This window comes from Nonomuraea typhae (assembly GCF_009760925.1).
Classification (GTDB): domain Bacteria; phylum Actinomycetota; class Actinomycetes; order Streptosporangiales; family Streptosporangiaceae; genus Nonomuraea; species Nonomuraea typhae.
Genome location: NZ_VRLV01000001.1, coordinates 354394 through 374236 on the forward strand (window position 1 = coordinate 354394; position 19843 = coordinate 374236).

Annotated in this window: 21 protein-coding genes; 7 read left to right on the top strand and 14 right to left on the bottom strand. The window is 71.5% G+C overall.

Annotation, left to right across the window (positions count from 1 at the left end):
• Positions 1-26: 26 nt before the first annotated feature.
• The 3 genes from FVE25_RS01705 (at position 27) to FVE25_RS01715 (ending at position 2321) form a co-directional block, all read left to right on the top strand.
• Positions 27-503 carry a YbaK/EbsC family protein gene (locus FVE25_RS01705; RefSeq protein WP_157244579.1) on the top strand — a complete coding sequence of 159 codons (477 nt, stop codon included), beginning with the start codon at positions 27-29 and terminating at the stop codon, positions 501-503.
• A 10-nt stretch (positions 504-513) separates the two neighbouring features.
• The gene (locus FVE25_RS01710) at positions 514-1119 is read left to right on the top strand and encodes a GNAT family N-acetyltransferase (RefSeq protein WP_157244581.1); all 606 of its coding nucleotides are present in this window, start codon (positions 514-516) and stop codon (positions 1117-1119) included.
• Positions 1120-1205: 86 nt separating this feature from the next.
• Positions 1206-2321: an aminotransferase class I/II-fold pyridoxal phosphate-dependent enzyme gene (locus tag FVE25_RS01715; RefSeq protein WP_157244582.1), complete on the top strand. Its 1116-nt coding sequence runs from the start codon at positions 1206-1208 to the stop codon at positions 2319-2321.
• A gap of 8 nt (positions 2322-2329) precedes the next feature.
• On the opposite strand, the gene FVE25_RS01720 is transcribed toward FVE25_RS01715, so the two are convergent.
• From FVE25_RS01720 to FVE25_RS01735, 4 genes are read right to left on the bottom strand one after another with little or no spacing between them, the layout of a single operon-like run.
• Entirely contained in the window at positions 2330-4291 is a 1962-nt protein-coding gene (locus FVE25_RS01720; protein ID WP_157244584.1) for a hypothetical protein, read from the bottom strand.
• Positions 4291-5415 carry a 5'-methylthioadenosine/S-adenosylhomocysteine nucleosidase family protein gene (locus FVE25_RS01725; RefSeq protein ID WP_157244585.1) on the bottom strand — a complete coding sequence of 375 codons (1125 nt, stop codon included), beginning with the start codon at positions 5413-5415 and terminating at the stop codon, positions 4291-4293. The genes FVE25_RS01720 and FVE25_RS01725 overlap by 1 nt, the downstream gene beginning before the upstream one ends.
• 32 nt (positions 5416-5447) lie before the next feature.
• Complete coding sequence (locus tag FVE25_RS01730) at positions 5448-6155, bottom strand: NUDIX hydrolase (RefSeq protein WP_157244586.1); 708 nt, start codon at positions 6153-6155, stop codon at positions 5448-5450.
• A 41-nt stretch (positions 6156-6196) separates the two neighbouring features.
• Positions 6197-7627 carry an AAA family ATPase gene (locus FVE25_RS01735; protein WP_219825262.1) on the bottom strand — a complete coding sequence of 477 codons (1431 nt, stop codon included), beginning with the start codon at positions 7625-7627 and terminating at the stop codon, positions 6197-6199.
• 238 nt (positions 7628-7865) lie between these two features.
• Here FVE25_RS01735 and FVE25_RS01740 point away from each other — a divergent pair, with 238 nt between their 5' ends.
• Entirely contained in the window at positions 7866-8381 is a 516-nt protein-coding gene (locus FVE25_RS01740) for a GNAT family N-acetyltransferase (RefSeq protein ID WP_157244590.1), read from the top strand.
• Here the strand turns inward: FVE25_RS01740 and FVE25_RS01745 are convergent.
• The gene (locus tag FVE25_RS01745; protein ID WP_157244591.1) at positions 8350-8838 is read right to left on the bottom strand and encodes a helix-turn-helix domain-containing protein; all 489 of its coding nucleotides are present in this window, start codon (positions 8836-8838) and stop codon (positions 8350-8352) included. The genes FVE25_RS01740 and FVE25_RS01745 overlap by 32 nt on opposite strands.
• Between FVE25_RS01745 and FVE25_RS01750 the strand changes: the two genes are divergently transcribed.
• On the top strand, positions 8837-9784 hold the full coding sequence (locus tag FVE25_RS01750) for an aldo/keto reductase (protein ID WP_157244593.1): 948 nt from the start codon (positions 8837-8839) through the stop codon (positions 9782-9784). The genes FVE25_RS01745 and FVE25_RS01750 overlap by 2 nt on opposite strands.
• On the opposite strand, the gene FVE25_RS01755 is transcribed toward FVE25_RS01750, so the two are convergent.
• Positions 9760-10152 (bottom strand): MmcQ/YjbR family DNA-binding protein, encoded by a 393-nt coding sequence (locus FVE25_RS01755; protein ID WP_157244594.1) that lies wholly within the window; start codon positions 10150-10152, stop codon positions 9760-9762. The two genes, FVE25_RS01750 and FVE25_RS01755, sit on opposite strands and share 25 nt — an antisense overlap.
• A gap of 31 nt (positions 10153-10183) precedes the next feature.
• Positions 10184-10597, bottom strand: coding sequence for a PPOX class F420-dependent oxidoreductase (locus FVE25_RS01760; protein ID WP_157244596.1), 414 nt, complete (start codon positions 10595-10597; stop codon positions 10184-10186).
• A 109-nt stretch (positions 10598-10706) separates the two neighbouring features.
• On the opposite strand from FVE25_RS01760, the gene FVE25_RS01765 reads away from it, so the two are divergent.
• On the top strand, positions 10707-11267 hold the full coding sequence (locus tag FVE25_RS01765; protein ID WP_157244597.1) for a DUF4291 domain-containing protein: 561 nt from the start codon (positions 10707-10709) through the stop codon (positions 11265-11267).
• Here the strand turns inward: FVE25_RS01765 and FVE25_RS01770 are convergent.
• The 7 genes from FVE25_RS01770 to FVE25_RS01800 all read right to left on the bottom strand — a co-directional run bounded on the left by FVE25_RS01770 (position 11264) and on the right by FVE25_RS01800 (position 17996).
• Positions 11264-12157 carry an aldo/keto reductase gene (locus FVE25_RS01770; protein ID WP_157244598.1) on the bottom strand — a complete coding sequence of 298 codons (894 nt, stop codon included), beginning with the start codon at positions 12155-12157 and terminating at the stop codon, positions 11264-11266. The two genes, FVE25_RS01765 and FVE25_RS01770, sit on opposite strands and share 4 nt — an antisense overlap.
• Complete coding sequence (locus tag FVE25_RS01775; RefSeq protein WP_157244599.1) at positions 12154-12453, bottom strand: cupin domain-containing protein; 300 nt, start codon at positions 12451-12453, stop codon at positions 12154-12156. The genes FVE25_RS01770 and FVE25_RS01775 overlap by 4 nt, the downstream gene beginning before the upstream one ends.
• A gap of 68 nt (positions 12454-12521) precedes the next feature.
• Positions 12522-13490 (bottom strand): aldo/keto reductase, encoded by a 969-nt coding sequence (locus FVE25_RS01780; protein ID WP_157244600.1) that lies wholly within the window; start codon positions 13488-13490, stop codon positions 12522-12524.
• Between the two features lie 3 nt (positions 13491-13493).
• Entirely contained in the window at positions 13494-14375 is an 882-nt protein-coding gene (locus FVE25_RS01785; RefSeq protein WP_157244601.1) for a carbohydrate ABC transporter permease, read from the bottom strand.
• A gap of 10 nt (positions 14376-14385) precedes the next feature.
• Positions 14386-15267, bottom strand: coding sequence for a carbohydrate ABC transporter permease (locus FVE25_RS01790; protein WP_157244602.1), 882 nt, complete (start codon positions 15265-15267; stop codon positions 14386-14388).
• Positions 15267-16703 (bottom strand): ABC transporter substrate-binding protein, encoded by a 1437-nt coding sequence (locus tag FVE25_RS01795; RefSeq protein ID WP_157244603.1) that lies wholly within the window; start codon positions 16701-16703, stop codon positions 15267-15269. Before FVE25_RS01795 ends, FVE25_RS01790 begins: the two co-directional genes overlap by 1 nt.
• A 12-nt stretch (positions 16704-16715) precedes the next feature.
• Positions 16716-17996 carry an alpha-L-fucosidase gene (locus tag FVE25_RS01800; protein ID WP_157244604.1) on the bottom strand — a complete coding sequence of 427 codons (1281 nt, stop codon included), beginning with the start codon at positions 17994-17996 and terminating at the stop codon, positions 16716-16718.
• A 100-nt stretch (positions 17997-18096) separates the two neighbouring features.
• Between FVE25_RS01800 and FVE25_RS01805 the strand changes: the two genes are divergently transcribed.
• Entirely contained in the window at positions 18097-19836 is a 1740-nt protein-coding gene (locus FVE25_RS01805; protein WP_181019419.1) for a glycoside hydrolase family 97 protein, read from the top strand.
• Positions 19837-19843 lie beyond the last annotated feature (7 nt).

Genomic DNA, 19843 nt, shown 5'->3' on the forward strand with positions numbered 1-19843 from the left:
AGGGTCAACCTGTTTAGAGTGGCGGCATGCCGGAGAAGTTGCCGTCCAACGCCGCCCATGTGGCCGACGTCCTGCGAGGACTCGGTGCGACGGGCGAGATCGTGATATTGCCGGAGAAGGCGCCTACGGCCGCGACCGCCGCGGCGCAGCTGGGATGCGAGGTCGGGGCCATCGCCAACAGCCTGATCTTCGACGCCGACGGGGTGCCGCTGCTGGTGCTGACGAGCGGCGCGCACCGCGTGGACACCGAGCTGATCGCCCGCACGGCCGGGGTTCGGAAGGTACGGCGGGCCACGCCGGAGTTCGTGCGGGAGGCGACGGGCCAGCCGATCGGCGGAGTGGCGCCCGTGGGTCATCCGGCCCCGGTGCGGACCCTGGTGGACACCTGGCTGGACAAGCACGAGGTGGTGTGGGCGGCGGGCGGCCATCCGCACACCGTTTTTCCCACCACGTTCGGGGAATTGCTGCAGATGACGGGTGGCACACCGGTGGACGTGGAGTAGCGTGCGCCGGGTGATCGAGTTTCGCGGCGCGGGACCGGCGGAGTTCGTCGAGCGCCTGGACACGGTGATCGACGTCTACACGGCGGCCATGCGGCCTCCTGCCGAGCAGATCACCGGTCGTAAGGGCATCATGCACAACCACAGCACCTATCCGCTGTTCCAGTGCTATTTCGCCGAGCTGCGCGAGGTCCCCGAACCGCGGGCGGGAGCCGTGGACCTGGGGGAGGAGCCGGACGCGCAGGATCTGCCACGCGTGGTCGGCTTCGCCTACGGCTTCCACGGAACGTCCGGGCAGTGGTGGCATGACGTCGTCTACCGGGCGCTGGCCGAGAAATCCGGCTGCGAGGCGGCGGACGCCTGGCTCGGCGACGCCTTCGAACTCGCCGAGATCCACGTGCACCCGGACTTCCACGACCACGGCATCGGCCGGGCGATGATCAACACGCTCTGCGCGGGCCGCAAGGAACGCGCGGGCGTCCTGTCCACCCACGACCGTCCCACCGCCGCCCGTCACCTTTACCGCACGCTCGGCTTCACCGACCTGCTCACCCGCTTCGTCTTCCCCGGCGGCTACGAGGAATACGCGATCGTCGGCCGCCCCCTCCCCCTTTCTTGACCCGCGTCGGCGTTTGACGATGATGACTCCGGGCATCCATTCGATCGCACACGGTTACCATCCCTTGACGCACAGAAGGGGTCGCCATGCCCAGCGCCCCGGACCGGCTCGACGAGCGGCTCAACGCCTTCCACCTGGAACGTGTCTCGGGCACCTGGGCCGGCCGGCTCATGCTCACCCGCCGCGAGCAGGACCCCGACGCCATCATCCTCACCGGCGGCGACTATCTGGCGCTGGCCCACCACCCGGCCATCGTGGCCGCCATGACCCACGCGCTGCGCACGCCCGCCGTACACCAGAGACAGGACAGAACGGAAGCCGAGTTCGCCGGTTTCCTGGGAGCCACGGCCGCCGTCCTCTGCCCCTCCGGCTGGGCCGCCAACACCGGCCTCATGCAACTCATCGCCGACCGCGACATCCCCGTCTACCTGGACGAACGCGCACACCGCTCACTCCGCGAAGGCGCCCGCGGCGCCCGCGCCCCCGTCGTGGGCTTCCGCCACAACGACGTCGACGACCTGCTCGCGCACCTGTCCAAGCACGGCTCCGGCGTCATCGCGGTCGACGCCGTCTACGGCACCGACGGCGCCATCTGCCCCCTGGCCGACGTGGCCGAGGCCGCCCGCGCCCACAACTGCCTCCTGGTCGTCGACGAGTCCCACTCCCTGGGCACCCACGGCGCCCGCGGAGAGGGCCTGGCCGCCCGGGTGGGCGCCGACTTCCGCACCGCCAGCCTCGCCAAGGCCATCCCCGGCCGCGCCGGCCTGATCGTCTGCGACCGCCCCGAGTTCGTCCCGTACTTCCGCCACCTGGCCTACCCCGCCGTCTTCAGCTCCCCCCTCCTCCCGCACGACCTCGCGGGCCTGTCCGCCACCCTGTCCCTGGTCAAGGCCGAAGACTGGCGCCGCACCCGGCTGCGCGAGATCACCCGCCGCCTGCGCCAGGAGTTCACCGCCATGGGCTACGACCTCGAACCCGGCCACGCCCACATCCTCGCCCTGGGCGCCGGCCGCGACACCGACGTCATCCTCGCCCGCGACCTGCTCGAACAACGCGGCGTGTACGGCGCGGCCCACTTCCCGCCCGCCGGCTCCGGCGAACGCGGCCTGGTCCGCCTGTCGCTGCACGCGGCCCTGTCCGACCAGGACATCGACCGCATCGTCGGCGCCTGCCGCGACATCCGCACCCTGTGCGGCTTCTGAGCCGGCGGTCAGGCCAGCAGCCCGGCGGTGGCGTCGGCGAGGAGGGGCAGGCGGCGTTCCTCGCGCCTGCGCTCCTGCGCGATCCATTCCTTGCCCTCTGCCGCGATGCCCTCGAGCACGTGGAGGGTGTTCCCGAGGCCGGCGGTGTCGAGCGTCACCTGGTTCACGGTCCGCTCGTCCTCCTCCTCCGGCTCGTCGGCGTCCGGATCGGGCCCGCTGATCTCCAGCGTGATCTCCTTGCCGTTGACCAGGGTCAGCTCGAAGGTCAGGTAGCCGTCGTCGGCCTGACTGACGTGGACGGCGCCGACCTGGTCGTAGCGGTAGTTGTCCCGCCGCTGACCGTGGAAGCCGGCCTTCTCGAAGTCGAGCACGGCGCTCATCTGCCGGACGCCGTCGGCGGTGAGGAGGAAGACCAGCAGGGTGTAGCGGCTGTAGCGCCACGGCCCGTCGGGGACGCTGGCCCTCTTGCAGGGGAAGGCGGGGGCCTCGATGAAGGCATGGGTGATGATGTCCTTGGCCTCCAGCTTGTAGTGCCGCATCGCCTTCTCCATCAGCGCCTTGCGATCACACTCCAGCCAGTGGGCCATCTCCTGGTCGGCCGGCTTGCCCGCGAGCTTGGCGGTCCAGCGCTCGAAGTCGCGCTGCCGGTCGGCGCGCTGCCGGTCGGCCACCTCCTTGTCGGCGCGGTGCCGCCTGCGCTCCACGGCGAAGCCGACCCACCCGAAGCCGGAGAACCACCCGCCGGCAGCGCCCAGGATCAGTCCGAGCACGGCCGCGAACGGGTTCACCTGGATCGCGTTCCACGCCAGCATCCCGGCCCCGGTGGCCAGGGCGGCCGCGCCGAGCACGCATCGGGCCTTGACCGAGAAGGGGATCCGCAACTGCTCGCGATACGCCCACAGGGTCCCCCGCTCCCACCGATCCCTGACGTCGCAGACGAGATGGCGGATCAGCCAGATGACGCGATCGGCGGGGATCCTGTCTTCCCGGTAGAGCTCCGCGACCTCGTCACGCAGCGCCTGGCGGATGCCGGCCGTCTCGGCGAGCCAGCGCTCCCGCTCCGCGCCCACCGGGAGATAGCGCCGGAAGTACCGGCGGAGCTGGTGGTCGAGCTTCCTGACGAAGCTCCGGTCCACGATGGGGGCCGGGCGTGACCTGGCCGGGTCGTAGGCCCGATCCGTGGCCCACCGGCGCTGGGCCCGGAACCGCCAGATTGCCGCATGTCTGCCGAAGACCCAGGCCCCGGCCGCGCACAGCAGGAGGGCGGGAATCGCCTTCTGCCAGGCCAGCGCGGCGAGGTAGGCGAGCGTCCCCGCCGCGAGGACGGTGGAGGCGACGGTCAGCACCCAGGCGCCCACGGTGATCGTGACCGGGCGGGCGCGGCGCACGCGTGGTGGGGCGGGGTCGGCGTGGAAGAACTTCCAGGCTCGTTCCAGCCGCTCGTTCGCGAGGCGTTCCTCCTTCGCCGCGTCGAACACGCGAGCCCAGATCTTGGCCTGGACCGGGCCGTTGAGAAAGATCTCGAGGTGCCGCTGGACCTCCTCCCTCAGATCGGCGTCAAGCACCTTGAGCTCGTCCTCGACCGCGTCGGCGTCGGCATCCTTCTCCAGCGCCAGCAGGATGCGGTTCACCACCCTGATCGCGTCGGTCCACCTGCTGGGCGGCTCGGTGAGCTTGCCCCGCACGTCGTGCAGCAGGTGGAGATCGTCCTTCGACAGCTGCTGGACCGTCCGCCCGCTGAGCAGCGCGAGTATCAGGTAGAAGCAGGATCGCCCGGTGACGTACCCGTCCGCGACAGCCTGCTTGATGGGCTCGCGCGCCTCGTCCGCCATGCCGCCGAGCAGCCGGTGGACGCCACCCGCGAACCTCTCCTCCGGCGTGGGGTCGGCCGGTATCTGGTAGACGGTGACATCGCCGTGAACGGTCTCCGCCTGCACGCCCACGGTGGCGGTGTCCTCCGCGACGTTCATCACGCGCCCCGGATCGCCGCGATGATCGCGGTCACCCGCGCCGCGAGCTCGGTCACGTCCATGAGCAGCCCGCGCAGCTTCTTCAGCGCGAGCAGCGCCCTGCTCTGCTCGGCGGGCGGCTCCATGGACGTCTCCACCACGGCGAGTTCGTCCGCGGCCGCGGCGAACGTGCCCTCGTCCACCTCCCCGGCCGTGCGCGCCTTCGCCAGCCGCTCCCGCAGCTCGGCGAGCTGCGCCGCCCAGTCGAGCGCGGCCCGGGACGGCGCGCCGACGGTCACGTTCCCGTGGATCTGCCCGGCCTGCACGCCCACGCTCGCGTGGCCGCTCGCGACGTTCTTGACCTGGTCCGTCATGGTGGTGCCCTCCGTTTTCGCGAGATAGGGGTCCTGGGCGAGCGCTTCGGCGAGGGCGACGGCGAACGCCGCCGCGTTGGCCACGGCCCTGGGCTGCCAGCCGCGGCCGTCGGTGGTGCTCTTGGTCCCGTCGGCCCGGTCGCTCACGCCGCGGATCACGACCATCGGCAGGGACATGTTGTAGTGGGCCGCCTGGGCGACGCCGGCCGCCTCCATCTCGATCGCGACCGCGTCGTTGTAGGTCTGCCGGACCCAGCGGGCCTGCGCGGAGATGGCCGAGTCCTGCACGACCTCACCGGCCGCGATCGGCCCGAACACCACCTCGGGTACGGCGGCGCCCTCGGGCAGCCGGCTGGTCCACGACCGGCTCCTGACCAGTTCGCGGGCGAGCTGGTCGGTGGCGTGCGGCGCCTCCCACACGCGTGGCCGGGCCTTGAGGCCGTCGTCCTCGCTGGTGCCGCCGTGGTAGGCGTAGACATGGGTGGCGACCACGACGTCGCCGAGCCGTACGTCCGGCCACAGGGCGCCGGCGACGCCGACGAACAGCAGGGCGAACGGGTCGAACTCGGCGATCGCCCGTTCGGTGAGCACGGCCGCGGGGTGGTTGCCCTTGCCCACGAGGCCGAGGGCGACCCTGCTGCGGCCGAGCCGGCCGACCTCGAAGCGGGTGCCGGCACGGTGGCGGTGCGGACGAGGGCCGGTGAGGTACTGCCGGACGGCCTGGTATTCCAGGTCCAGGGCGGTGAGGAGCACTAGGGGACGCTCGTTCATCGGTGCACGCATCCTTCGGGCGTGGTGAGTGGTCAGAGGTCCTTCGCGCGGGCCATCGGCGGATGCAGCGCCTGCTGCGGGCCCGCTGTGAACAACCGAGCCGGGCGGCCGTTCTCGGTGCGCCGGGCCGGGCCGGCGGGGACGATGAAGCCCCGGGCGCTCTGCACCTTGCGGTAGAAGTTCCGGGGGTCCAGGCGGACGTCCCACACCGCCTCGTACACCTGCTGAAGCTCGGAGATCGTGAAGGTCTCGCCGCAGAAGGCGGTGGCCAGAGCGGAGTGCTCGAGCTTGCGGCGGGCGCGTTCGACGCCGTCGGCCACGATCCGCCCGTGGTCGAAGGCGAGCGGCACCCGACCGGTCAGGACGGGGCCGGTGGGTTCCCATCGGGCGCCGGAGGCGTCGGTCCCGGCCGTGGGTTCGGGCAGGCGCGGGGCGATGGCCAGGTGGGCGACCGAGACGACCCGGCCGCGGGGGTCGCGGCCCGGCTCGCCGTACACGCCGAGGGGTTCCAGGTGCGGGACGTCCACCAGCCCCGCTTCCTCGGCGAGCTCCCGCCGCGCGGCGGCGGGGATGTCCTCGCGGAGGTCGCGCAGGAATCCGCCCGGCAGGGCGAGGGCGCCGGCGAAGGGCTCGATGCCGCGCTCGATGAGCAGCACGTGCAGGCGGTCCGCACGCAATGTCAAGATCACCAGATCGACCGCCAGCAACACGCTCGGCGGCTCCCAGTCGTCGTCGGCCATGGGCCCACGGTAGGTTTTTGTCACACTGACAAAAAGTGGCGTCAGCGCCAGGATTCGATGACCTCCCGCGGGGTCCACAGAAGATCCACAGCCCGCGGGCCGAGGCCGGGCGCCAGCCCGTTGAGCGCCGCGGCGACCAGGCCGGTGGAGGCGGGGTCGTAGCCGGGCACCTGGGCCGCCGAGCGACTCAGGGCGGCGAGGTCGTGGGCGTCGAAGGGGGAGTTCAGCCACTTGATCGATCCGATGAAGCGCACCTGCCCCGCGATCGGGGCGCGGTCGGCGCCGACCAGGTCGACCTCGGGGTCGAAACGGCGGTTCCACCAGCCGCCCACCGCCTCGACCTCCGGCCACGGGAGCCGCGGGGACAGCTCCAGCGACTGCCGCACCAGCGGCTCGACCGCGCGTCCCCGCCACGCCGGCCAGCGGCGCTCGATGAGCCGGAAGCCCGCCTCCGGCCGCCCGCGCCGCGCCTGCTCCTGAACGGCGCGGAGCACGCCCAGGTAGAGCCGGAGGCTGCTGTCGGCGACCCGGTACAGCCCCGGCTTGCCCGGCCGGGTCGAGACGGGCTCGTCCAGGGCCAGGACCCGCTTCTCCTCCGTGAGCCGGCGCAGCAGCGGGGAGAGCGTGCCGGACGGCAGCGAGGCGCCCCGGTTGCCCGCGGTGGCCGCGATGTTGGCGTGGGTACGGTCGCCCGCGCCGACCGCCTCCAGGACCCGGCGCGAGACGTCGGGATTCGGGAACTCGGCCATCAGGGCCGCCTCGGGGACGCCGAACACCGCCGCGCCCGGGTCGCCGGCCTCCCGGCGCAGGAACTCCAGGGGTGACAGGCCCCGTGGCCACGTCCGGACGATGCCGGGCAGCCCCCCGGTCACCAGGTGGGCGTCGACGGCGGCGGCGTCGTCCAGGCCGAGGCCGCCGGCGACGTCGGCGGGGTTGAGCGGGCCGAGCACCAGGTTGTCCGCGCGGCCGTAGAAGGGGCGGTCGTAGGCGGTCAGGCGCTCCATCATGTGCAGGTCGCTGCCCAGGAGCAGCAGCAGGACGGGGCGCGGCGCCAGGAGGCGATCCCAGGCGGTCTGCAGGGCGCCCTCGAACAGGCCGTCCTGCTCCGACAGCCAGGGCACCTCGTCCAGGACGAGCACGCACGGCCGCGCGGGCAGCACGGCCGCCAGCGCGCGGAACGTGTCCGGCCAGTTCCCTCCCGACCCGGCCGGGACCAGGTCCGGCTGCGCGGGCAGTTCCGACTCCCGCAGGTCGGACAGGAACGACGCCACGGCGTCGACCGGTGAGGCGCCCTTGGTCGCCGTCGCGAAGAGGTAGGGGACCCCGGCGCGATCGCAGAACTCCTGGACGAGCCGGGACTTGCCGACCTGCCGCCGCCCGCGCAGGGCGAGGGCGACTCCCGCGCCCGTCTCCCTGACCCGGGCCAGGCGCTTGTCCAGCAGCGCCAGCTCGGCTCTCCTGCCGATGAACATGGGAGTCTCCATCTATGTAGCTGCCATCTACATAGATGAACTCTACCCAGTGAGGACGATGGTAGGGTGTCGATGTTTCGTGCGGATCAAGGTGGAGATTTCGGGAGGTGAGGTTGATGACCGCGCTCAAGGCCGTGCCCAGCGTCCGGACCATCCTCGCGCCCCGGGCGACGGCCTGACCTCGCCCATCCACACCCGGCCACGGCCGGGTGCGATCATCAACCACGAAACGGACATCATGTCACCACACACTGAGTGGATCACGCGCGCCGAGACCCCGGCCGACGTCCCCGCCATCCGGAAGATCGTCCTGGCGGCGTTCGAGACCCCGGGCGAGGCCGACCTCGTCGACGCGCTCCGGGCCGACTCCTCCTGGATCCCGGAGCTGTCCATCGTCACCGTCGACGACGGCGACCGGCCCGTCGGGCACGCCCTGCTGACCCGCTGCCACATCGGGCAGACGCCGGCCCTGTGCCTGGCGCCGGTGGCCGTGCTGCCCGGGCACCAGCGCTCCGGCGCCGGAGGGGCGGCCATCCGGGCCGCGCTCGCGCAGGCCGCGGCCATGGGCGAGCGGTTCGTCGTCGTCCTCGGGCATCCCGGGTACTACCCGAGGTTCGGGTTCGGCCGCGCCTCCGCCCACGGGATCGGGGTGAGCTTCGAGGTGCCCGACGAGGCGCTCATGGCGCTCTCCCTCGACCCGGCGCAGGCGCCGCCGGCCGGCGTCATCCGGTACGCGGCGCCGTTCGGGATCTGAGCGGGTACGCGGGCACGTCGGCCGGTAGGTAGACGACCAGGCGCTGGTCGTCGGCCCCGGCCAGGTCCAGCGTCTCGTAGGGGAGCACCAGCTCCCCGCCGTCCGGGTCGCGCCAGCGTTCGGTGCCGACCCGGGCGGGCAGCAGCGCGACCGTGGGACGCACCTCGCGCGAGAGCGGTGCGCTCATCGCGCAGATGCCGGAGGACGCCTTCAGCAGGCGGTGCAGGTGCACGCGCTCGTCCCCGCTGAGGGAGAGCGCGTCGGCCAGCGCGGTGCGGATCTCGGTGGACGGCCGCCGGTCGCGGCCCTGCTCCAGGCGGGTCAGATAGTCCACGCTGACGCCCGCCGCGGCGGCCAGCTCCGCGCGGCGCAGCCCGGGGGTACGGCGGCGCGGCCACTCCGGGAACCCCGCGACGGCGGGCGGCGTCGCCTCACGCCTGGCCCGGAGAAAGGCCATGGGCTTCTACGCGGGCGGCGCGCCCGAGGAGCACCGGGCCATGATCGACGCCTACGAGCGGGCGGGCGGCAACGTCATCGACACCGCCTCGGCCTACGGGGAGAGCGAGAGCGTGCTGGGCGAGCTGCTGGCCGGGCGGCGGGACCGGTTCGTGCTGGCCACGAAGTACTCCCTGTCACGCGACCAGAGTGACGTCAACGCGGCGGGCAACCATCGCAAGAACCTCGTGCACTCGCTGGAGCGGAGCCTGCGCCGCCTGCGCACCGACTACCTCGACCTGTACTGGGTGCACCTGTGGGACCGGCGCACCCCGCTGGAGGAGACGATGCGGGCGCTGGACGACGTGGTGCGCGCCGGGAAGGTGTTGTACGTGGGCATCTCAGATGCTCCCGCGTGGGTGGTGAGCCGGGCCAACACGCTGGCGGAGTGGCGCGGGTGGACGCCGTTCGCCGGATTGCAGGTGCCGTACAGCCTGCTGAAGCGGGACGTCGAGCGGGAACTGCTGCCGATGGCGGGCGCGCTCGGGGTGAGCGTGGCCGCGTGGGGGCCGCTGGCCGGCGGCGTGCTGTCGGGCAAGTTCAGCGGGGGAGGGCGGGCGGCGGGGGAGGGTACCCGGGTCGATCCGGGCACGCTGACCGCCCGTGATCACGCGGTGGCCGAGGCCGTGGTCAAGGTGGCCGCGGAGACGGGCGCGAGCCCGGCGCAGGTGGCGATCGCCTGGACGCGGGCCCGGCACCCGTTCGTGCATCCGATCGTCGGCGCCCGGGACGCCGCGCAGCTGGCCGACAACCTGGGCGCGGCGGACGTGACGCTCACGGAGGAGGCGCTGCGGGCGCTGGAGGGAGCGGCGGCGTTCGAGCCGGGCTTCCCCGGCGACTTCCTGGCCGAGTGCGAGGCCGATCCGTGGGTGTTCGGCGAGGGCTACCGCTCCTTGGCCGCGTCGTAGGCCAGGACCGCGCGCTTTCCGGCCAGCATGCGCCAGGCCTGCTCCAGCAGGGCCCCGATCTCCGCCCAGTCGGGCGCCACCTCGAACAGCTCCACCCCGACCCAGTGCCGCACGTACTTCGGCCGGAAGTAGCGGGCCGGGTCGGCCTCGAGCAGCGACTCCAGCTCGCCGGGCGGCGCCTTCACGCACAGCGCGAGCCGCCCGTCGCCGTGGTGGTCGACCAGCACCCAGGCCAGCCGCTTGCTGCCCAGCCGGATCGAGAGGTGGCCGAACGACTCCTCGACCACCACGCCCGGCAGCCCGGCGGCCAGCTCGGCGATGCGCTCGCCCACGCGCCCGACGTCGGCGTCATCCCAGCTCCGCGTCATGCCGCCCACCTTAGGCCCCGGCACCGACAGCTCAGGGCCGATGGACGGCCCGGCGGGAGTCGTACCACGTCTCGCCGACCGGCTCGCCGGCCAGGTTCCAGCTCCACGACACCGTGGGGGTGATGCGCAGGTAGGTGCCGGGCCCGACCATGCCGGTGCGGTGGAAGGGCTGCTCGGCCACGCCGTACACGCGGATCCCGCGCGCCACGAACGGGTCCGGGGACGGCAGGTCGTCCACCACCAGCGCCACCTTGGTCCGTCCGGCGGCCACGTTGCGGAACTTGCGCGTGCTCACCACGCCGTCGCCGCCGCCCACCCAGAAGTGCGTCCCGTCGAACTCGTAGGCGACCGGCATCACGTCGGGCTGCTCCTCCTCGCCCAGGGTGGCGAGCCTGGCCAGGGAATGGGCGTGCAGGTAGGCGAGCTCCTCGCCGGTGAACGTCATCGTGGGCACTCCTTCGCGGACGCGGACCCTTTTCCTCTACACGAACGGCGGCTACGAGTCTCGACAAATCGCGTTGCGCGTGTCGCGGCCGGTTGGCCACGCTGTGGGGATGAACATGCCCTATCGGCAGGTCCGTGCCGTCTACACGGAGGAGACCATCACCGTCTACCAGGCGTACGACCCGGCCATCGCCGTACCCGCGCTGGCCGCGCAGCGTTTCGTCCCGCCGTTCAAGCGCGAGCGGATGACCTGGATCAAACCCTCCTTTCTCTGGATGATGTACCGCTGCGGCTACGCCACCAAGCCCGGCCAGGCGCGCGTGCTGGCCATCGAGATCACCCGCGCGGGCTTCGCCTGGGCGCTGTCCCACGCCACGCTCAGCCACGAGGGCGGCGAGGAGGTACGGCGCAGCCCCGTCCGCGTGCAGTGGGACCCCGAGCGCGACGCGCACCACAACCCGCTGCCCTACCGCTCCATCCAGATCGGGCTGTCGGGCGAGGCGGTCCGCCGCTACGCCGACGAGTGGATCACCGCCATCCACGACGTCACCCCGCTGGCCGGCCGGGTGCACGCCGAGCTGCGCGCGGGGCGTGACGTCTCGCCGCTGCTGCCCGCCGAGCGCCCCTACCCGCTCGAGGCCGGCGTGGCCGCCGTCGTCGGCGCTTCCTAGCCTTCCGGTACGGCGCCGCCCAGCGCCTGCCACAACCCCTCCGGCACGGGCCGGTGGAAGCCGGCCACGTTCGCCCGCACCTGCCCGGCGGTGTGGGCGCCGATCAGGATCGAGCGGACCGCCGGATGGCGCAGCGGGAAGCGCATGGCCGCGGTGGCCACCGGCACCCCGTAGTCGTCACAGGCCGCCAGGATCGGGCGCAGCTCCGCCGGCGGCTCGGGCGGCGGATCGGCCAGCAGGCCGCGGTGGAACAGGCCGGCGGCGATCACGGGGATGCCGCGCTCCAGGCACAGCGGCAGCAGTTCGGCGAAGGCCGGGCGGCGCAGGAGCGTGCACTGGCCGGCGGCCAGCAGCACGTCGGGGTCGGCCCGCCGGACGAAGTCCACGAGCATCGGCGACTGGTTCATGCCGACGCCGATCGCCTTCACCACCCCCTGCGAGCGCAGCTCGGCGAGCGCGGCGAAGCCCTCGTCGAGGGCCTGGGGCCAGTGGCGGTCCGGGTCGTGGATGAGCAGGATGTCCACGTGATCGGTGCCCAGGCGGGTCAGGGACTCCTCCAGGCTGCGCAGGACGCCGTCGCGGGAGAAGTCCCACTCGGCGTGGCGGTCGTCGGGGACGACGAAGCCGTCCGGGCGGCCGGGTCCCGGGCGGACCAGGCGGCCGGCCTTGGTGGACAGGACGTACTCCGCGCGCGCACGGCCGCGCAGGGCCGCGCCCAGGCGGCGTTCGGCCAGGCCCAGACCGTAATAGGGGGCGGTGTCGAAGTAGCGGATGCCCTCGGCCCAGGCCGCCTCGACGACGGCGCCGGCCTGGTCGTCGGTGATGGCGCGCAGGTAGTTGCCGAGCGGGCCGCCGCCCAGGCCGAGCTCGGGCAGGCGGGGCGGGGTCACGGGACGGGTTCCAGGTGGAGCCACGTGGTGACGACCCCGGTGACCGCCTCCAGGTGATGATCCTCGCCGGGCTCGACGATGAGCACGTCGCCGGCGGCGAAGTCCTCCGCCCGGCCGTCGAGGTGGATGCGGCCGGCGCCCGACAGGATGAGGAAGATCTCCGGGTCCGGATGGGTGTGGCGGCCCCGGGCGTGGCTGACCTCGCCCGGGGCGAGGGAGGAGACGCCGCCGGACTCCACCCGGTAGCCGGGTAACGTGACGCCGCCGCCGTACTCCGCGAGGGTGCTTCTGCGCATGCCGATCGGCCTCCTGGAGAAGGGGGCGTGCGCGTCCCTGGCACCGGACGCGCACGCCGTCTGTGGGGTCAGCCGGTGACGCCGCTCTCCTTGGCGGCCCGGTCGATGGCGGCCAGTTCCTCGCCGGTGAAGGCGAGGCGGCCGATCGCGGCGGCGTTGGCGGCGAGCTGCTCGGGGCTGGAGGCGCCGACGAGCACGGAGGTGACCCGGGGGTCGCGCAGGGCCCAGGCCAGCGCGAGCTGCGCCACCGACTGCCCTCTATCTGCCGAAATTTCAGACAATGCTCGGACGAAGGCCAGCACTTCCGGCGTCACCCGGTCAGCGGTCAGGAACCTCCCCTCCGCCGCCCGCGAGTCCGCCGGAATGCCCTCCAGGTACCGCTCGGTCAGCAGCCCCTGGGCCAGCGGCGAGTAGACCACGCACCCCACGCCCTCCCGCTCCAGCACCGCCAGCAGCTCGCCCTCGATCTCCCGCCGCAGCAGCGAGTACGCCGGCTGGTGCACCAGCAGGGGCGTCCCCAGCGACCGCAGCAGCCCGGCGATGGCCGCCGTCCGATCGGGCGCGAAGTTCGACACGCCCGCGTAGAGCACGCGGCCGCTGCGGACCATGTGGTCCAGCGCGCCCGCCTGCTCCTCCAGCGGGGTCTCCCGGTCGTCGCGATGCAGGTAGTAGACGTCGACGTGGTCCAGCCCGAGGCGCTCCAGCGACCGGTCCAGCGTGGCCAGCAGGTGCTTGCGCGAGTTGCCCGCGCCGTAGGGGCCCTCCCACATGGGGTTGCCGCCCTTGGTGGTGACGACGATCTCGTCGCGCCTGCCGCGCAGATCCCGCCGGAAGATCGTGCCGAACGTGCGCTCGGCGGCGCCGAGCGGCGGGCCGTACCGGTCGGCGATGTCGAGGTGGGTGATGCCGAGGTCCAGGGCCCGGCGCACGATGGCGCGCTGGGACTCCAGCGTGCGGCCCTCGCCGAAGTTGTGCCAGAGGCCGAGGGAGATCGCGGGCAGCAGCAGCCCGCTGCGCCCGCACCGTCGATACTCCACGGGCTACCTTCCCGCTATTCCGGTCAGCGTGACGCCCCGGATGAACGTCTTCTGGGCGATGAAGAAGATGACCACGATGGGCATCATGGCGATCAGCGCCACGGCCATCATCTGGTTGTACTGCGTGGCGAACTGGTCGGTGAACAGCCCGAGCCCCATGGGCAGGGTGAACTTCTCGGTGGTCCTGATGTAGATGACCGACTCGAGGTACTGGTTCCAGTTGCCGACGAAGGAGAACAGGCAGATCGCCGCCAGCGCCGGCTTCGACAGCGGCAGCATGATCTTCCACAGGATGCGCAGCTCGGAGGCGCCGTCGATGCGGGCGGCGTCGATGAGCTCCTGGGGGATCGTGGTGAAGAACTGGCGCAGCAGGAAGATGTAGAGCGCCACGCCGAAGAACTCGGGCACGATCAGCGGCAGGTACGTGTCCACCCAGCCGATGTTGGAGAACAGGATGAACTTGGGCACCAGCGTGATCTCGCGCGGGATCATCATGGTGGCCAGCAGCGCCCCGAACATCAGGGCGGAGGCCCGCGCCCGCATCCGCGCGAAGGCGTAGGCGGGCAGGACGCAGGAGATGAGGTTGCCGACCATCGACAGCGCGGTGATCAGCACGGTGTTGAGCATGAAGCGGGTGTAGTCCAGCGAGCCCGCCCAGCCGCGGACGAAGTTCTCCCAGTGAAAGGAGTCGGGCAGCCATTGGGGCGGGAAGGCGAGGTTCTCCGCGTCCGACTTCAGCGAAGTGGTGATCATCCACAGGAACGGCAGCACGAACACGACGGTGCTGGCGATGAGCATGACGTAGGCGCCCGCCCGCTGCGCGCGCCTGATGCGCTCGGTCTGCGCCGGGGTGAGGATCCTCGGTTCCGCTCGTTTCAGCAGCATGGGCGGGGCCTCACTTGAACTCGTAGTGCACCCAGCGCCTGGCCAGGGCGAACTGGATGCCGGTCACGGCGATGATGATGGCGAACATGGCCCACGACAGGGCGGCGGCGTACCCCATGTCGAAGTAGACGAAGGCGTGGCGGTAGATGTAGAGGCCGAGCACCATCGTGGCGTTGCCCGGCCCGCCCTCGGTCATGGCCAGGATGAGCACGTAGCCCTGGAGGGCGCCGATGAAGCCGGTCACCACGTTGAAGAAGATGACCGGCGACATCATCGGCACGGTGACGCTCCAGAAGCGCCGCCACCAGCCCGCCCCGTCGATCTCGGCCGCCTCGTACAGCGACTTCGGGATGCCCTGGAGCCCGGCCAGGTAGATGACGATGGTGTTGCCCGCCCCCCACACCGCCATGAGCACCAGGGCCGGGATGGCCCACTCCTGCGAGGCCAGCCAGCCGGGCCCGGTGATGCCGACCGTGGCCAGGATCTTGTTGATCAGGCCGTAGTCGGGGTGCAGGATGTTCAGCCACAGCAGCGCCGTGGCCAGCCCGGAGACCACCGACGGCATGTACATGACGGTCCGGAACAGGCCCTGGAAGCGCAGCGGCTGGTTGAGCAGCAGCGCCATCACGAACGTGAACGTGACGCCGAGCACGACGTACCCGACGCCGTACTGCACAGTGTTCTCGATCGACTCCCAGAACTCCGGGTCGGCGAACATGCGCTGGTAGTTGGCCAGGCCCACCCACTCCGGCGCCCTGAGCAGGTTCCAGCTCATGAAGCTGATCACGATGGCCGCGAGGATCGGGCCGCCGGTGAACAGGATGAACCCGAGCAGCCAGGGGGAGACGAACAGGTGGAAGCGCCGCGCCTCGCGCTGGGCGAGCGTGGCCATCACGCGATCTTGTTCTCGGCGAGCAGCGGGCCGACCTTCGCGGCGATCTCGTCGAGGGCCGCCTTCGCGTCGATCTTGCCGAGCATCGCGCGTTCCCAGATGGGCTTGGCGGTGTCCACGGCCTTCTTGGTCGCGGGCAGCCGCATCACGCCGTCGCTGGTGGCGTAGTCGGCCAGGATCTCCTTGACCAGTTCGGCCACGTCCTTGGGGATGCCGAGCGCCTCGGCGTTGGGGATCCACGCGGACTGGCGGGCGGGCGCGCTGATCCGCCGGAATCGGTAACCGGAGCTGGACAGGTACTCGTAGATGTAGAGCCAGGCCGCCTCCTTCTGCTGGGAGCCCTGGGTGATGACCAGCGCGCTGCCGACGGCGGGGGTGTGGCGGCCGTTCGGCCCCTTGGGCACGTGCGTGGCGCCCCACTTGAACGCCTTCTGCTTGGCCAGCTCGGTCATGATCCAGGCGCCGTTGATGTGCAGGGCGGCGTGCCCGGACTTCCAGGGGTCCACCTTCTCCAGGAGCTGCAGCTCGGCCAGGCTGGGGGTGACGCCGTCCTTCAGCAGCAGGTCGAGCCACATGCTCATGGTCTTGACCGCTTCGGGGGAGTTGATCTGGACCTGCGTCTCGTCGGCCGACAGGAACCGCCCGCCGTACGGCATGAGGAAGACCGTCGAGAGGTCGGGGGCCGGCTGCGGGGTCGGCGAGAAGCCGTAGATCTTGGAGGCGCCGGAGCCGCTCTTGAGCTTCTTGGCGGTCTCGATCATCTTCTCGATGGTCCACGTCTCGTCCGGGTAGTCCAGCCCGGCCTTGTCGAAGAGGTCCTTGTTGTAGAACAGCAGCTTGGGTGCCATGTCGGTGGGCAGGCCGTACAGCTTGCCGCCGCGCTCGAAGTAGGCCAGGCCCGCCTTGGGCAGGTCGTCGCGGGCGAAGCCGGGTGACCTGGCGATGTAGTCGTCGAGCGGGGCGACGATGTCGTTGCTGATGAAGTTCTGCGTCCAGGAGTAGTGGTTGTACATGATGTCGGGCAGCTTGCCGCCCGCGGCCTGGGCCATGTACTTGGTGAGGAAGCCGTCGAAGGTCGAGGTCTCGCGCTTGATCTCGATGTTCGGGTGACGCTTCTTGAAGAAGTGGTCGAACTGCATGTTGCGCACCTCGGCGATGACGTCCGAGGTGCTGGCGATGGTGATCACGACCTTCGCGGCCGGGTCGGCGACGTTCGTCTTCGGCCAGGTCAGCGAGTTGTTGAGGGCCTCGGCCTCGGCGAAGGGCCAGGTGTCGTTGCCGGGGCGGTTCGGGTCGATGGTCTGGATGCCGGTCTTCACCGGCGCGGCGGCCTGCTTCTGCTGGCGGGTGTCGCCCCCGCAGGCGGCGACGACGGGCATGCTCGCGGCGGCCACGGCCAGGGCCAGCATCCGGCGGCGACTGAGGTTCGTGTCCATGGGGGTGACCTTTCAGAGGAAGATCTCGATGACCGGCACCGCCACGTCGGGCCGCCGCACCGGTAGCTGGAGGGTGAGGGTGCCGGGCGGGAGCGGCGCGAGCCTGGTGTTGCCGCTGTCCACCGCCGGGTCGGTGGTGACGAAGCGGATCTCGGAGGCGTCGTCGAGCAGCTGCGCGTAGCGGGCCCTGCCCGCCAGCCCGGGCAGGTGCACGTGCCGGTACGGCCAGGCGAACAGGTGCAGGTAGAGCCGGTCGCCCTTCTGCGTGTAACGGCAGTCGGGCGGCGCCGTGAAGGTGCTCGGCCCCGCCCCGTGGATGGAGCGGCCGTGCAGCCGCATCCACTCCCCGATGCCCCGCAGCGTCTCCAGCGCCCGGGGTTCGAACGCGCCGCGCCCGTTCGGGCCGACGTTGAGCAGCAGGTTGCCGTCCTTGGCGACCGTGTCGACGAGCATGCGCACGAGCAGGTCCACGGGCTTGAAGTCGTGGTTGTCGCGGTCGTAGCCCCAGCTGCCGTTGAGGGTCTGGCACGCCTCCCACACCTCGCCGGGCGGCTGCGGCGGCTGGAACTGCTCGGGGGTGACGAAGTCGCCGGGGATCTCCAGCCGGTTGTTGACCAGGATGCCGGGCTGGAGCCGGCGCACGAGGTCCAGAAGGGCGGGGGAGTCCCAGTCGGCGGCGCCCTTGCCGCCCGGGGTGAGCCGGCCGCCGCGCCGCCGGGTGGAGTAGGAGAAGTCAAACCACATCGTGTCGATCCGGCCGTAGCGGGTCAGCAGCTCCTCGACCTGACCATGCAGATATGAGCGATATTTCGCGATATCGCGGGCGGGGGCCTCCTCGGCCTCCTCCGTGCCGAACCGGGGGTGCAGCCCGTCGACGGGGAAGTCGGGGTGGTGCCAGTCGATGAGCGAGTGGTAGAAGCCCACCCCCAGGCCGCGGGCGCGGAAGGCGTCGACGATCGAGCCGACGAGATCCTTCTTGTACGGCGTGTGCGCCACCGAGTAGCCGGTCAGCGCCGAGTCCCATAAGCAGAAGCCGTCGTGGTGCTTCGTGGTCAGGACCATGTAGCGCATGCCCGCCGCCGCGGCCGTCTCCGCCCACGCCTCGGGGTCGAACAGGTCCGGGTCGAAGTGGTCGAAGTAGGGCTGGTAGGCGGCGTCCGTGAGGCGTTCGCGCTGCTTCACCCATTCGTGGCGGGCCGCCAGCGCATACAGACCCCAGTGGATGAACAGTCCGAAGCGTTGCTCACGGAACTCGGCCAGTCTCGCCTCAAAGGTCCGATGACTCAGGGGCATGGCCGTACCGTAGACCTGGTAATTAACTTCGTCAAGAATTGAATTGCAATCGCTTGCAACCTAGGCTCAGGCGCACTGTGAGCTAGCCATGGAGGCTTTCATGCCCAAATGGACGTGTGCTGCCGACGATCTGGAAGCCGTGATCGAGCTCTCGCCGGACGGCGAGCTTTCATGGGAGGTACGGCGGGCCGGCCGGGTGATCGTGAGCCCGTCGCGCCTCGGGCTCAGAGCCGCCCACGCCGACCTGACCCGCGGGCTGGAGTTCGCCGGAATCGCCGAACGGGCCGTCGAGGAGGAGTACGAGACGGTCACCGGCAAGAGCCGCCACCACCGCTACACCGCCACGGAATGGACCCTGTCCTTCGCCCAGGGCCTCGAGCTCCAGGTGCGGATCGGCTCGGGCGGCGTGGCGTACCGGTATCGGGTCGGCTGGCGGGGCCCCGTCACGATATGCGAGGAAATTTCGGAGTATGTGGTGCCGGGGGAGGCCCGCGCCATCCTCCTGCCCTACGAGAACGGCCGCTGCGACTACGAGGAGATCCACCACCACACCACCGTCGCCGAGGCCGGCCGCATCCTCTACGGCTACCCGTCGCTCTTCCAGATCGGCGAGACCTGGATGCTCGTCACCGAGTCCAACCTCGGCAGCGGGTACGCCGGCAGCCGCCTGCGCCACGACGGCCGCGCCTTCCGCCTCGACCTGCCCGACCCCTACGTCACCGCCGAGAGCCCCCTGGTCACCCCATGGCGCACGATCATCGCGGGGGACCTCGCGAGCATCCTCGCCGGCGACCTGGTCACCAGCCTGGCCGAGCCGTCCCGGGTGCCCGACACCTCCTGGATCAAGCCGGGGGCCGCCGCCTGGTCGTGGTGGTCGGACGGCCCCTCCACCCGTGACCTGGAGGCCCAGAAAGTCTGGGCCGACTTCGCCGCGACCATGGGCTGGCCGTACATCCTCGCCGACGCGGGCTGGAACAAGGAGTGGATGCCCGAGCTCATCGCCTACGCCCGCGAGCGCGGCGTGGGCGTCTGGCTCTGGTCGCACTGGCAGCACGTGGACACCCCGCTGGAGCACCGCGAGAAGCTCGCGCTCTGGAAGGAATGGGGCGCCGTCGGCGTCAAGATCGACTTCACCGAGTCCGACGGCCAGGACCGCATGCGCTGGTTCGACGCCATCCTCGAGGCCACCGCCCGCCTCGAGCTCATGGTCGTCTTCCACGGCGGCACGATCCCGCGCGGCACCGAGCGCACCTGGCCGCACTTCATGACCGCGGAGGCGGTCAAGGGCGCGGAGTGGATCAAGCCGAGACCCGGCAAGGAGCCGCTCTACCCGCCCGCGCACTACCTGACGCTGGCCTGCACCCGCAACGTGCAGGGCCCGATGGACTTCACCCCCGTCACCTTCACCGCCGTCCGCACGATCTCGGCCGGCTTCGAACTCGCCCTCGCGGTGCTCTTCGAGTCGGGCGTGCAGCACTTCGCCGACAGCATCCAGGCGTACGGCGCGCGGCCCGTGGCCCGGCGCCTGCTCCGCCGGGTCCCCGTGGCCTGGGACGAGACCCGCCTGCTGGCCGGCGACCCGGCCGACCACCTGGTGCTGGCCCGCCGCTCCGGCGAGGAGTGGTACGTCGCCTGCGGCACGGCCGGCGGCCCGCGCGTCGTCACGGTCCCGCTCGGCTTCCTCGGCGCGGGGGAGTGGGCGGCCGAGATCTACCACGACGCCCCCGACGACGGCCTGGCCGTCGAGGAGACCCAGGTCGTCGCGGGCGCCAAGCTCGACGTCCCCGTGGCCGCCAACGGCGGCTTCACCTTACGGCTGGCCCGGCGCCGGCCGTCCTGACCGGAAG

Coding starts and splice junctions, on each gene's coding strand:
- FVE25_RS01805 (WP_181019419.1), top strand. CDS start 18,097: ATGCCCAAATGGACGTGTGCTGCCGACGATCTGGAAGCCGTGATCGAG.
- FVE25_RS01765 (WP_157244597.1), top strand. CDS start 10,707: ATGAACATGCCCTATCGGCAGGTCCGTGCCGTCTACACGGAGGAGACC.
- FVE25_RS01795 (WP_157244603.1), bottom strand. CDS start 16,703: ATGGACACGAACCTCAGTCGCCGCCGGATGCTGGCCCTGGCCGTGGCC.
- FVE25_RS01730 (WP_157244586.1), bottom strand. CDS start 6,155: ATGGCCGACGACGACTGGGAGCCGCCGAGCGTGTTGCTGGCGGTCGAT.
- FVE25_RS01720 (WP_157244584.1), bottom strand. CDS start 4,291: ATGAACGTCGCGGAGGACACCGCCACCGTGGGCGTGCAGGCGGAGACC.
- FVE25_RS01750 (WP_157244593.1), top strand. CDS start 8,837: ATGGGCTTCTACGCGGGCGGCGCGCCCGAGGAGCACCGGGCCATGATC.
- FVE25_RS01705 (WP_157244579.1), top strand. CDS start 27: ATGCCGGAGAAGTTGCCGTCCAACGCCGCCCATGTGGCCGACGTCCTG.
- FVE25_RS01740 (WP_157244590.1), top strand. CDS start 7,866: ATGTCACCACACACTGAGTGGATCACGCGCGCCGAGACCCCGGCCGAC.
- FVE25_RS01760 (WP_157244596.1), bottom strand. CDS start 10,597: ATGACGTTCACCGGCGAGGAGCTCGCCTACCTGCACGCCCATTCCCTG.
- FVE25_RS01775 (WP_157244599.1), bottom strand. CDS start 12,453: ATGCGCAGAAGCACCCTCGCGGAGTACGGCGGCGGCGTCACGTTACCC.
- FVE25_RS01715 (WP_157244582.1), top strand. CDS start 1,206: ATGCCCAGCGCCCCGGACCGGCTCGACGAGCGGCTCAACGCCTTCCAC.
- FVE25_RS01745 (WP_157244591.1), bottom strand. CDS start 8,838: ATGGCCTTTCTCCGGGCCAGGCGTGAGGCGACGCCGCCCGCCGTCGCG.
- FVE25_RS01800 (WP_157244604.1), bottom strand. CDS start 17,996: ATGCCCCTGAGTCATCGGACCTTTGAGGCGAGACTGGCCGAGTTCCGT.
- FVE25_RS01790 (WP_157244602.1), bottom strand. CDS start 15,267: ATGGCCACGCTCGCCCAGCGCGAGGCGCGGCGCTTCCACCTGTTCGTC.
- FVE25_RS01785 (WP_157244601.1), bottom strand. CDS start 14,375: ATGCTGCTGAAACGAGCGGAACCGAGGATCCTCACCCCGGCGCAGACC.
- FVE25_RS01725 (WP_157244585.1), bottom strand. CDS start 5,415: ATGAACGAGCGTCCCCTAGTGCTCCTCACCGCCCTGGACCTGGAATAC.
- FVE25_RS01755 (WP_157244594.1), bottom strand. CDS start 10,152: ATGACGCGGAGCTGGGATGACGCCGACGTCGGGCGCGTGGGCGAGCGC.
- FVE25_RS01735 (WP_219825262.1), bottom strand. CDS start 7,627: ATGTTCATCGGCAGGAGAGCCGAGCTGGCGCTGCTGGACAAGCGCCTG.